The following is an 11,934-nucleotide window of genomic DNA, read 5'->3' on the forward strand; positions in this document are numbered from 1 at the left end:
TTTCCATCAACATTGAGAGGGGAGAGCATGCATATCCATCGTTTCGCCAGCCGCTCGCGCCAGCGTGGCCTGTCCTTCATCGGCGTGATCTTCATCGGCCTGATCTGCGTGGCGGCGTTTGCCATCGGCGGGCAGTCGGTCCCGATTTTTCTGGAGTACCAGGCCATCGACAAGGCAGCGAACAAGGCTGCCAGGGAGGAGACTACTGTCGCCGGGATCCGGGGCGCTTTTGATCGTGCGGGTGCCATTGACGACATCAGTTCCATCAAGGGCAAGGACTTGGAAATTTCGAAGCGGGGCGACAAGAATGTGGTCGCCTTCAAGTACTCGCGCGAAATCCCGCTGGCAGGCCCAGCGTTCCTCGTCTACCGCTTCGAGGGACAGACCAAGTAGTGTCCCCCAGTCTCCAAGCGCTGCAGGACCGCCTGCAGCACCCCTTTTCCGACCCCTCGCTGCTGCAACGTGCGATCACGCACCGCAGCTTTTCGGCCGACCACAATGAGCGGTTGGAGTTTCTCGGGGACTCCGTTTTGAACCTGGCGGTGGCCAGCCTGCTGTACCAGCGCCTGGGTTCATTGCCCGAAGGCGATCTCTCGCGGGTGCGGGCCAACCTCGTCAAGCAGGACACGCTGCACCAGCTGGCACTGCGCCTGCGCGTGTCCGAGGTGCTGCGCCTGGGCGAGGGGGAGTCCAAATCCGGCGGACACCAGCGCCCCTCGATCCTTGCCGATGCGCTGGAGGCGCTGATCGGTGCGGTGTACCTCGATGCCGGGTACCTCCAGGCGGAGGCCCTGGTCCACCGCCTGTTCCAGGCCATGGAGATCAACCCGCAGATGCAGGCCGCGTCCAAGGATGCCAAGACCGCGTTGCAGGAGTGGCTCCAGGGCCGCAAAATGAAGCTCCCCCAGTATGCCGTCGTGGCCACCGTGGGGGCGGCGCACCGCCAGACATTCGATGTCGAGTGCGATATTCCCGAACTGGGCCTGACCGAGCGTGGCATCGGCGGCTCCCGCCGTGCCGGCGAGCAGGCCGCTGCGGCCGCCATGCTGGCCACACTGAAAGCAAAGAACCTATGAACGACGCCACCAACGAGCCGGCCGGCGATTCCAGCCAGCCACCGGGCGCCCAGTCGCCCGCCGACCTGGAGGCGATGCTGGCCGGGGCGCGGGTGCCTGCTGCTGCGGTGGAAGGCCAGCGCTGCGGCGTGATCGCCATCGTCGGCAAGCCCAACGTGGGCAAGTCCACGCTGCTCAACGCCCTGGTGGGCCAGAAGATCAGCATCACCTCGCGCAAGGCGCAGACCACGCGCCACCGCATCACGGGCATCCGCACGCGCGAGCAGACCCAGTTCGTCTTCGTCGACACGCCGGGTTTCCAGACCCGCCACGCCACGGCGCTCAACAAGTCGCTCAACAAGACGGTGATGGGCGCGATCGGTGATGTGGACCTGATCCTCTTCGTCGTCGAGGCCGGCAACTTCACGCTGGCCGATGCCAAGGTGCTGTCGCTGTTCAAGCCCGGCATTCCCACCTTGCTGATCGCCAACAAGCTCGACATGGTCAACCGCCGTGCCGAACTGGCCCCCTGGCTCAAAAGCATGCAGGAGCGCCACCCGTTCGCCGAATTCGTGCCCATGTCGGCCAAGAACAAGGGCGACATCGAGCGCCTTTTCGGCATCTGCGCCAAGTACCTGCCCGAGCAGGCCTGGTGGTATGGTGAGGACGAGCTCACCGACCGCAGCGAGAAGTTCCTGGCCAGCGAAACCGTGCGCGAAAAGCTGTTCCGCTTCACCGGCGATGAACTGCCCTACACCTCCACCGTCGTCATCGACAAATTCGAGGAAGAGGCCAGCAAGCAGCACAAGCGTCTCGTGAAGATCGCCGCCACCATCGTGGTCGAGCGCGACAACCACAAGATGATGGTCATCGGCGACAAGGGCGAGCGCCTGAAACGCATCGGCACCGAGGCCCGACAGGAGCTCGAAAAACTCATGGACGCCAAGGTATTCCTCGAGCTCTGGGTCAAGGTGCGCTCCGGCTGGGCCGACGACGAAGCGCGCGTGCGCTCCTTCGGCTACGAGTGAGGATGGCTCCCGCGCTGCTCCGTGCAGAGGCGCCCGAGCGCCTGCGGCGTGGCTGAAAGCCGCCCATGGCCGTTGCCAAACGCATCTCCGATGAGCCCGCGTTCGTGCTGCACAGCTACGACTGGAGCGAGTCGAGCCTGATTCTGGAGGTGTTCTGCCGCCGCCAGGGCCGGGTCGCCCTGGTCGCCAAGGGCGCCAAGAAGCCCACTTCCAACTTCCGGCCGGTACTGCTGCCGCTGCAGCCGCTGTTGCTCACCTACACCCTGTCGGGCGATGGTTCGGCCGACATCCACACCCTCAAGGGGGCCGAGTGGGTCGGTGGGCATGTCATGCCCACGGGTGACGCGCTGCTGTCGGGCATGTACCTCAACGAGCTGCTGCTGCGCCTGCTCGCGCGGGCCGATGCGCACACCGCGCTGTTCGATGCCTATGCCGGGGTGGTGCGCGTGCTCGCCAGCGAGCATGGCGATGCGCTCGAGCCTGTGCTGCGCAGCTTCGAGCTGCTGCTGCTGCGTGAGATCGGCCTGTTGCCCAGCCTGGATGCGCAGACCATGACCCTGGAGCCCTTGCACCCCGGCACACGCTACACGCTGGTGGCCGAAGGGGGCTTGCGTACGGCCTCATCGGGCGACCGTGTCGCGCTGCCCGGCAGCCAGTGGCAGGCCCTGCAGGCAGCACTCGACACCAGCGCATCCAGCTACACGGCCACCTTGCGTGCCTGTGCGCCGGTGGCCGCCGAGCTCAAGCCCCAGCTGCGGGCGCTCTTGCAATACCATTGCGGCAGTCCCACGCTGCGCACCCGCCAGCTCATGATGGATCTGCAGACCCTCTGATCTACGAACCTTCCATGGCACAACTCCCGTCGCATCGCACCGCTTTGTCGGTCAACGTCAACAAGGTCGCCCTGGTGCGCAACACGCGCCACCTGGGCATTCCCAGCGTCACGCGCGCGGCGCAGGTATGCCTGGAGGCCGGTGCCCGGGGCATCACCGTGCATCCCCGCCCGGACGAACGCCATATCCGCAGCCACGACGTGTTCGAGCTGGCCGAGCTCATGAAGGCCTGGCCCGACCGGGAGTACAACATCGAGGGCAACCCCTCGCAGAACCTGATGGACTTCATCCGCCAGGTGCGTCCGCACCAGGCGACCTTCGTGCCCGACAGCGAAGACCAGTTCACCAGCGACCATGGCTGGAGCTTCCCTCAGGATGCCGAGCGCCTGGCGCCGCTGATTGCCGAATGCAGGGCCCTGGGCGTGCGCGTGAGCCTGTTCATGGACCCGACACCCGAGGCCATGGCCGCCGCCAGGGCCGTGGGGGCCGACCGCATCGAGCTCTATACCGAGCCCTATGCCGCCGCCTGGGGTACGCCCGACCAGGCGGCGCAGCTGGAGCGCTACCGCGCCGCCGCCCAGGCGGCCCTGGATGCCGGGTTGGGAGTCAATGCCGGCCACGACCTCAACCGCGACAACCTGACCGCCTTCGTGCGCGGGGTGCCCGGCGTGCTCGAGGTGTCCATCGGCCACGCGCTGATCGCCGACGCGCTGGAACTGGGCTATGCGGCCACCGTGCGGGCCTACAACGCCTGCATAGCGGCTGCCTGAGCACTGCAGCCATGATCTACGGTATCGGCACCGACATCTGCGACGTGCGCCGCATCAAGGCCAGCCTGGAGCGCCATGGCGACCGTTTTGCCGAGAAGGTGCTGTCCGCGGGCGAGCTCGCTACCTGGCGCGCCCGCACCGCCCGCTGGCCGGACCGGGGCCTGCGCTACCTGGCTACCCGCTTTTCTGCCAAGGAGGCATTCAGCAAGGCCATCGGCCTCGGCATGCGCATGCCCATGACCTGGCGCCACTGCGAAGTGGCCAAGCTGCCATCGGGCCAACCCGTGATCGTGCTGCACGGCGCGCTCAAGGAATGGTTCGAGGAGCGCGGCCTGCAGGCCCACCTGAGCGTGACCGACGAAACCGACTACGCGGCCAGCTTCTGCGTGGTCGAAAAAGCGCCTTGATACCTGTGGGGGCGCTTTCCCTGGCGCACCTGCCCATCCCCATTCCTTCTGATTCTCACAAGTCCATGACCGAACACGCACCCGTCATCCTCGATGTGGCCGGCACGTCCCTCAGCGCCGACGACCGCCGCCGCCTGGCCCACCCGCTCACGGGTGGCGTGATCCTGTTCGCCCGCAACTGGGACAACCGCGCCCAGCTGCTGTCCCTGACCAGCGCCATCAAGGCCGTGCGCGACGATCTCCTGATCTGCGTGGACCACGAAGGCGGTCGCGTGCAGCGCTTTCGCACCGATGGGTTCACCCACCTGCCGCCCATGCGCGCCCTGGGCGCGATGTGGATGGACGATGGCAAGGGCGCCAAGGCGGTGCCCGGCAGCGGCGCCCTGCGCGCGACCAATGCCGCGACGGCCGCTGGCTATGTGCTGGGCACCGAGCTGCGCGCCTGCGGTGTGGATTTCTCCTTCACCCCGGTGCTCGATCTCGACTGGCAGGAAGAGCCTGCCGGCTCGCGCAGTGGCGTGATCGGCGACCGCTCCTTCCACCGCGACCCGCGCGTGGTATCCCTGCTGGCCAAGAGCCTCATGCACGGGCTGCTCCAGGCCGGCATGGCCAATTGCGGCAAGCATTTTCCCGGCCATGGCTTCGTCAAGGCCGATTCGCACACCGAGGTGCCGGTGGACACGCGCAGCCTCAAGGCCATCCTGGCCGATGACGCGGCCCCGTACCCCTGGCTCAGCAGCACGCTCACCAGCGTGATGCCGGCCCACGTGATCTACCCCAAGGTGGACAGCCGCCCGGCCGGTTTTTCCAAGCGCTGGCTGCAAGACATCCTGCGCCGCGAGATGCGCTTTGACGGCGCCATCTTCAGCGACGACCTGAGCATGGAGGGCGCCCGCCGCCTGGACGGCCAGCTGGTCAGCTACACCGATGGTGCGTTGGCCGCGCTGGAAGCCGGTTGCGACCTGGTGCTGCTGTGCAACCAGAGCGTGGGCGATGGCAAGGCGGTGGACGAACTGCTCGACGGCTTGGCCGAGGCCCGGGCGAAAGGCCGCTGGCAACCCAATGTGGATAGCGAATCGCGCCGCATCGCCCTGCTGCCCGAAACCCTTCCCCAGGCCTGGGACGACCTGATGTACCAGCCGGCCTACCTGCAGGCACTCGACCTGCTGCCCTGAACTGCGCCGCCGTCCTGGTTCAGGGCGCGGGCGTGGCGGGAGGGGACTCCTGCACCGGTGCGGACGTCGCGGGCGTTGCGGACTCCGCCGCTGCGGGCGGCGGTCCTCTCCAGCGCCGGATCACGCGCTGGAAGATCAGGGCATTGGGTATCTGCAGCCAGGTACCGTCCGGACCTGCATGGAGGTGGTCTTCGAGCGTGGTGTACAGCAGGTTGATGTCCACCACCCGGCCCTTGGCGCCGGGCTTCTCGGCCGTGTCCAGCACCTCGATGTAGTCGCCCACGCGGAACGGCCGCACGGTGAAGATCAGCAGTGCGCAGAACAGGTTGGAGAGCACGCTCCAGGCCGCGAAGAAGGCCACGGCACCCACGGTGGCGAAGCCCGTGAGGGCTGTCCACAGCACGGTGGCCGACACCCCCATGCGCTCGAGTACCAGCAGGAAGGCGCTGGCCACGATGGTCCAGCGGATCAACCCCTTGATCGGCACCAGCAACTCGTCGGGCAACTGGTAGTGGGCGGCGGCACGCGCCACCAGGCGCCTCAGCAGGCGCTGCAGCAGCCAGGCCACGAAAATGATCAGCAGGATCTGCAGGCCGGGCACGATCACCTCGAGCCAGTCCTGCACCCAGTCGGGCAGACGTGTCTTCAAAACATGCAGACCAGTGCTGGCCATGGGAAAAGAGCGCGAGGCCCGGAAACAACAACAGGAAATATCGCCATCAGCTGCGCAACTGCTCCACGGTATCCATCTGCATCTCGAAACTGAAAAAGCGGTTGCGACCCTGGGCCTTGGCCGCGTACAGGGCCTGGTCGGCACGCATGATCATGCTCTCGGCATTGGTGCTGTCATCGGGCACGCAGGTGGTGATGCCGCCCGACAGCGTGAGCGCATCGCCCAGCGGGGAATCCGGGTGTGCGACGCCGCGCACCTTAAGCAACTGGCCCAGCGCGCGTGCAAAAGTCATGGCGCCGGAGCGCGGGGTGTTGGGCAGGATCAGTGCGAATTCCTCGCCACCATAGCGCGATGCGACATCGCGCGGCCGCACGCACACTTCGCGCAGCAGCCGGCCCACCTCCTTGAGGCAGGCATCTCCCTGCACATGCCCGCTGGCGTCGTTGAAGCGCTTGAAATGGTCCAGGTCGCACAGCATCAGCGTCAGTGGCGTGCCATCGCGCCGGGCCGACAGGATCTCGTTGTGCAGCATGCGGTCGAAGCCACGGCGGTTCACCAGGCCGGTCAGCGCGTCCACCTCCACCATCTCGTTGAGGCGCTGGTTGGCCACGTGCAGCTCGGCCGATACCGACACCAGCCGCCGGCGCATGTCCAGCAGGCGCTGCATGGCGCGCAGCTTGGCCATCAGCACGATGGGCCTGACGGGTTTGACCAGGTAGTCGTCGCCCCCCACCTCGATGCCGCGCCATACGTCGAGCTCGTTGTCCAGGCCCGACAGGAAGATGATGGGCGTCCAGTCACCGGCCTCGCTCTCGCGCATCTGCTGCGCCACCCAATAGCCGTCCTTGCCGGGCAACTTGATGTCCAGCAGCACCAGGTCCGGGCGTTGCGCCTTGAACAGGTGCAGCGCCGCCGTGCCCTCGGGGGCCTCGAAGATCTTCGCCACCCCGGCCTGCCGCAACTCGGCCACCAGGGCTGCCCGCACCGAGTTCTGATCCTCGACCACCAGGACCGAGAAGCTGTTGCGGGACGAGGGCCCGGTGGCCGTGGCGGGGTAGGGCGCGCTGCTGGGAGTGAATGGCACGGTGACTCCTTGGTGCGAAGCTCAGGAGATGGGCAGCAGCCAGCCGCTCAGGATTCCCGTCGCAGTGCCGGGAACAGTATCACGTCGCGGATGCTGGGGCTATCCGTCAATAGCATCATCAGGCGGTCGATGCCGATGCCGCAGCCGCCCGTGGGAGGCATGCCGTATTCCAGCGCGCGCACGAAGTCGTGGTCGTAGAACATGGCCTCGTCGTCGCCACTGTCCTTGGCGGCCACCTGGGCGTGAAAGCGCGCGGCCTGGTCCTCGGCATCGTTGAGCTCGCTGAAGCCGTTGCCGAACTCGCGCCCGGTGATGTACAGCTCGAAGCGCTCGGTCACCTCGGGGCGGGTGTCATTGGCACGCGCCAGCGGCGAGATCTCCGTCGGGTGTTCCATGATGAAGGTGGGCAGCCACAGCTTGTCCTCCACCGTCTCCTCGAAGTACAGCACCTGCAGGCTGGCCAGCGAACGCGTGGACAGCTTGTTCTTTTCTTCATTCAGGCCCAGCTTCTTCAGGGCGCTGGTCAGCCAGGCGGCATCGTCCACGTGGGCACCGGCCTCGGTGTACTGGAAGATGGCTTCGCGGATCGTCAGGCGCGCAAACGGCTGCGACAGGTCCACAGCGCGGCCCTGGTAGGTCAGTTGCAGCGAGCCCGTGGCCTTGAGCGCCACCTCGCGGATCAGCGTCTCGGTGAAGTCCATCAGGTCCAGGTAGTTCCAGTACGCCGCGTAGAACTCCATCATGGTGAACTCGGGGTTGTGGCGCACCGAGATGCCTTCGTTGCGGTAGCTGCGGTTGATCTCGAACACGCGCTCGAAACCGCCCACGATCAGGCGCTTGAGGTAAAGCTCCGGCGCGATGCGCAGGTACATCTCCTGCTCGAGCGCGTTGTGGTGCGTCACGAAAGGCTTGGCATTGGCGCCGCCCGGGATCGGGTGCAGCATGGGCGTCTCGACTTCGAGAAAGCCGTGTTCCACCATGAACTCGCGCAGGCCGCTCACGGCCTTGCTGCGCGCGATGAAGCGCTTGCGCGCCTGTTCGTCGGTGATCAGGTCCACATAGCGCTGGCGGTACTTCTGCTCCTGGTCGGCCATGCCGTGGAACTTGTCGGGCAGCGGGCGCAGGCTCTTGGTCAGGAGGCGCAGGCGCGTAACCTTGATCGACAGCTCGCCGGTCTTGGTCTTGAACGTGGTGCCCTCGGCGCCCACGATGTCGCCCAGGTCCCAGTGCTTGAAGGCCGCATAGGCTTCCTCGCCCAGCGCATCGCGGGTCACGTACAGCTGGATCTGGCCGCCGGTGTCGCCCAGCGAGCCGTCCTGCACCGTGGCGAAGCTGGCCTTGCCCATCACGCGCTTGAGCATCATGCGCCCGGCCACGCTCACCGTGGCCGGGTTGGCCTCCAGGGCCTCGGCATCCAGCGGGCCATAGGTGGCGTGCAGCTTGGCCGCCTTGTTGGCCGGCTTGAAGTTGTTGGGGAAGGCCACGCCACCGCCCTGGGCCTGCACTTCGCGCAGGGCGCGGAGCTTCTCACGACGTTCGGCCATGAGCTTGTTGTCGTCCGGGGGCACTGGGGGGGTGTTCTGTTCAGACATAGGTGCGGTCAATGCGGTGCGCGCGTGGCGCGTCGTTGTAGGAAGGCTGCCGGGACGACAGTCCACGGCGGCGAACCTGCCATTTTATCGGCTTGGCGTGCCCGGCACGGTTTTTTGCCCCTGCGGCCGCGGTTTTCCGCCGGTCAGTGCGGCTGGCCGGGGCCGCCGCCCTCGGCGCGGGCAGGCCGCAGCACGGCATCCGCCGTGCGCACGAGGATCACCAGGTCCTGCCACAGGCTGGGGTTTTGCGCATAGCGCGCGGCGTAGTCCAGCTTCACGGGCAGGATGTCTTCCACATAGGTGCGCTCGGGGTCGGCGCTCTGCGCCAGCAGCGCACTCTCGTTGCGAAAGGCGATGGAGGCCAGGTCGGTGATGCCCGGGCGCACGCTGAGCACGATGGCGCTGATCTCGGCCGGGTACATCGCCACGTAGTGCGGCACCTCGGGCCGGGGGCCCACCAGGCTCATGTCGCCCTTGAGCACATTGAGCAGCTGGGGCAGTTCGTCGAGCTTGCTGTGGCGCAGCCAGTGGCCCGCGCGCGTGATGCGCGCGTCCTCGCCAATGGTGATCGCCGGGCCGGTCCTATCGGCCCCGGTGCGCATGGTGCGGAACTTGTAGATGGTGAAATGGCGCCCATGCCGGCCCACCCGCTCCTGGCGGAACAGCGCACCACCGGCCGAATCGAAACGCACCCAGAGCGCGATGGCCAGCAGCACCGGGCCAAGCACCAGCAAGGCGCTGCCCGCAACCACGATGTCCATCAGGCGCTTGAGCATCCTCACCCCAGCAGGGTCTGCAGGGCCGCTATCACACGGTCCTGGTCGGCATCGCCCATCGCGGTGAACAAGGGAATGCTCACCATGGCCTGGTAGGCCGCGTCGGCCTGCGGGAACATCGCAGGCGTGAGCGCATAGCGGTCGCGCCAGTAGGGGTGGCGGTGCAGCGGCACATAGTGCACGCTGGTGCCGATACCGAGGTCCGACAAACCCTGCACCAGTGCATCGCGCGACAGGCGTGCGCCTTGTGTCAGGCGGATCACGTACAGGTGCCAGGCATGCACGTCGCCCGCAGGGGCTTGTGCCGGCAACACCAGGGGCAGGTTTTTCAGGCCGGCGTGGTAGCGCTGTGCCAGGTATTGGCGCCGCTCCACGAAGGCCGGCAGGCGCGCCAGTTGCTGCACCCCCATGGCCGCGGCCACGTCGGTCATGTTGTACTTGAAGCCCGGTGCCACCACCTCGTAGTACCAGGCGGGTGTCTTGGAGGTGAAGCGGTCGAAGGCATCGCGGTTCATGCCGTGCAGGCGCATCACGCGCATGCGCCTGGCCAGGTCCGGGTCGCGCGTCACGGCCATGCCGCCTTCTCCGGTGGTGATGGTCTTATTGGCGTAGAAGCTGAACACCGTGACATCCGAGGCCAGTTGCCCCACCAGCGTGCCCTTCCAGGTCGTGGGCAGGGCATGTGCCGCGTCTTCCACCACCTTGAGGCCGTGTTCCTTCGCAATCGCCAGGATGGCATCCATGTCGCAGGCCAGGCCACCGTAGTGCACCGGCATGATGGCCTTGGTGCGCGGCGTGATGGCGGCGCGCACCCGGGCCGGGTCCATGTTCAGCGTCACCGGGTCCACATCCACCAGCACCGGGTCGGCACCCAGGTAGCGCACCACCTCGGTCGTGGCCGTGAAGGTCAGCGTGGGCGCGATCACCTCGTCGCCCGGGCCGGTGCCCAAGGCTTCCAGGGCCAGGTGCAGGCCGGCCGTGGCCGAGTTCACGGCCAGGCTGTCCACGCCGCCGCCGAGGTAGTCGGTGAAGGCCTGCTCGAAGGTCCTGGTCTGCGGCCCTGTGGTGACCCAGCCCGAGCGCATGGCCTCGGCAACCGCATTCACCTCGGCATCACCGATGTCGGGGCGGGCGAAAGGGAGGAAGGGCAGGGCGGCAGTGTCAGCGTTCGGCATGGTTGGATGGCAAAGGTTTGGCGGGGACAGTGCCACGGCCGATGGCGTGGTATTCCAGCCCCGCGGCATGCAGCTCGGCGGGCTCGAAAAGGTTGCGGCCATCGAACACCGCGCGTTCGCGCAGCGTGGCGGCCAGGTGGGCAAAATCCGGGCTGCGGAACTCCTTCCATTCGGTGGCGATGACGAGCGCGTCCGCGCCCACCAGCGCCGCGTCGGCCTGCTCCGCAAAGGACAGGCCGGCGCGCGGGCCCAGGGCCTGGCGCGCCTGGTCCATGGCCTGGGGGTCGTAGGCAACGACCTCGGCGCCCAGGGCCAGCAGTCGGTCGATGATGGCCAGGCTCGGCGCCTCGCGCATGTCGTCGGTGCCGGGCTTGAAGGCCAGGCCCCAGAGCGCAAAGCGCCGGCCCGCGAGGTCGGCGCCGAAGCGCGCAACGATCTTGTCGGTCAGCACCTGTTTCTGGCGGTCATTCACGGCTTTCACGGCGGGCAGGATGTGGAACTCCTGCCCCGCATCCTGCGCGGTCCGGATGAGCGCGCGCACATCCTTGGGAAAGCACGATCCGCCATAGCCCGTGCCCGCGTAGAGAAAATGCGTGCCGATGCGCGGGTCCATGCCGATGCCGGTGCGCACGTTCTCGATGTCGGCCCCGAGCTTCTCGGCCAGCAGCGCCAGCTCGTTCATGAAGCTGATGCGCGTGGCCAGCATGGCGTTGGCCGCGTACTTGGTGAATTCGGCGCTGCGCACGTCCATCACCACCAGGCGGTCGCGGTTGCGCATGAAGGGCGCGTACACGGCGCGCATGAGCTCGGTGGCGCGTTCGTCCGCGCTGCCCACGATCACGCGGTCGGGCCGCATGAAATCCTGCACCGCGCTGCCTTCCTTGAGGAACTCAGGGTTGGATACCACGGCAAAGTCGGCAGGCAGGCCGCGGCCCGCCAGCACACCGGCCACGGCCTCGCGCACCCGGTCGGCCGTGCCCACAGGCACCGTGCTCTTGTTGACGATGAGCTTGTAGCCTGCCATGCGCTCGGCGATCGAGCGCGCCGCCGCCAGCACGTGCTGCAGGTCGGCCGAGCCGTCCTCGCTCGGTGGCGTGCCCACGGCAATGAACTGCAGCATGCCGTGTGCCACAGCACGGTCGATGTCGGTGGTGAACTCCAGGCGGCCGCTGCGCGCGTTGCGCAGCACCACGTCGAGCAGGCCGGGTTCGTGGATGGGCAACTGCCCCTGGTTCAGCGCGGCGATCCGGCGCGCATCCAGGTCCAGGCACACCACGTGGTTGCCCATCTCCGAGAGGCAGGCCCCGGTGACAAGGCCCACATAGCCGGTGCCGATGACGGTGATTTTCATGGAACGTGATTCAGT

General features: G+C 67.1%; 13 protein-coding genes. 7 read left to right on the forward strand and 6 right to left on the reverse strand.

Annotation, left to right across the window (positions count from 1 at the left end):
• The first annotated feature begins 27 nt into the window (after positions 1 to 27).
• The 7 genes from AC07PA_RS05100 (at position 28) to nagZ (ending at position 5,268) form a co-directional block, all read left to right on the forward strand.
• The gene (locus AC07PA_RS05100; RefSeq protein ID WP_494604600.1) at positions 28 to 393 is read left to right on the forward strand and encodes a DUF4845 domain-containing protein; all 366 of its coding nucleotides are present in this window, start codon (positions 28 to 30) and stop codon (positions 391 to 393) included.
• Entirely contained in the window at positions 393 to 1,076 is a 684-nt protein-coding gene (rnc, locus tag AC07PA_RS05105) for a ribonuclease III (protein WP_108016326.1), read from the forward strand. Before AC07PA_RS05100 ends, rnc begins: the two co-directional genes overlap by 1 nt.
• On the forward strand, positions 1,073 to 2,083 hold the full coding sequence (era, locus tag AC07PA_RS05110) for a GTPase Era (protein ID WP_007857071.1): 1,011 nt from the start codon (positions 1,073 to 1,075) through the stop codon (positions 2,081 to 2,083). The genes rnc and era overlap by 4 nt, the downstream gene beginning before the upstream one ends.
• A 65-nt stretch (positions 2,084 to 2,148) precedes the next feature.
• On the forward strand, positions 2,149 to 2,916 hold the full coding sequence (gene recO, locus AC07PA_RS05115; protein WP_494604603.1) for a DNA repair protein RecO: 768 nt from the start codon (positions 2,149 to 2,151) through the stop codon (positions 2,914 to 2,916).
• A 14-nt stretch (positions 2,917 to 2,930) separates the two neighbouring features.
• Positions 2,931 to 3,686 carry a pyridoxine 5'-phosphate synthase gene (locus tag AC07PA_RS05120; protein ID WP_494604605.1) on the forward strand — a complete coding sequence of 252 codons (756 nt, stop codon included), beginning with the start codon at positions 2,931 to 2,933 and terminating at the stop codon, positions 3,684 to 3,686.
• Between the two features lie 11 nt (positions 3,687 to 3,697).
• On the forward strand, positions 3,698 to 4,093 hold the full coding sequence (gene acpS, locus AC07PA_RS05125; RefSeq protein WP_007857074.1) for a holo-ACP synthase: 396 nt from the start codon (positions 3,698 to 3,700) through the stop codon (positions 4,091 to 4,093).
• Between the two features lie 65 nt (positions 4,094 to 4,158).
• Positions 4,159 to 5,268 carry a beta-N-acetylhexosaminidase gene (nagZ, locus tag AC07PA_RS05130; protein ID WP_494604607.1) on the forward strand — a complete coding sequence of 370 codons (1,110 nt, stop codon included), beginning with the start codon at positions 4,159 to 4,161 and terminating at the stop codon, positions 5,266 to 5,268.
• A gap of 19 nt (positions 5,269 to 5,287) precedes the next feature.
• Here nagZ and AC07PA_RS05135 read toward each other — a convergent pair whose 3' ends face one another.
• The 6 genes from AC07PA_RS05135 to AC07PA_RS05160 form a co-directional block, all read right to left on the reverse strand.
• Positions 5,288 to 5,941 carry a mechanosensitive ion channel family protein gene (locus AC07PA_RS05135; protein ID WP_494604609.1) on the reverse strand — a complete coding sequence of 218 codons (654 nt, stop codon included), beginning with the start codon at positions 5,939 to 5,941 and terminating at the stop codon, positions 5,288 to 5,290.
• 46 nt (positions 5,942 to 5,987) lie between these two features.
• Positions 5,988 to 7,025 carry a GGDEF domain-containing response regulator gene (locus tag AC07PA_RS05140; protein WP_494604611.1) on the reverse strand — a complete coding sequence of 346 codons (1,038 nt, stop codon included), beginning with the start codon at positions 7,023 to 7,025 and terminating at the stop codon, positions 5,988 to 5,990.
• Between the two features lie 47 nt (positions 7,026 to 7,072).
• Complete coding sequence (gene lysS / locus AC07PA_RS05145; protein ID WP_494604613.1) at positions 7,073 to 8,617, reverse strand: lysine--tRNA ligase; 1,545 nt, start codon at positions 8,615 to 8,617, stop codon at positions 7,073 to 7,075.
• A gap of 143 nt (positions 8,618 to 8,760) precedes the next feature.
• Positions 8,761 to 9,393, reverse strand: coding sequence for a sugar transferase (locus tag AC07PA_RS05150; RefSeq protein ID WP_007857080.1), 633 nt, complete (start codon positions 9,391 to 9,393; stop codon positions 8,761 to 8,763).
• 2 nt (positions 9,394 to 9,395) lie between these two features.
• A complete protein-coding gene (locus tag AC07PA_RS05155; RefSeq protein ID WP_494604615.1) occupies positions 9,396 to 10,568 on the reverse strand; it encodes a DegT/DnrJ/EryC1/StrS family aminotransferase in 1,173 nt (390 codons plus the stop codon).
• Positions 10,555 to 11,919, reverse strand: coding sequence for a UDP-glucose dehydrogenase family protein (locus AC07PA_RS05160; protein WP_494604617.1), 1,365 nt, complete (start codon positions 11,917 to 11,919; stop codon positions 10,555 to 10,557). Before AC07PA_RS05160 ends, AC07PA_RS05155 begins: the two co-directional genes overlap by 14 nt.
• Between the last annotated feature and the right edge of the window lie 15 nt (positions 11,920 to 11,934).

It is taken from the genome of Acidovorax sp. GW821-FHT09B03, from assembly GCF_059418305.1.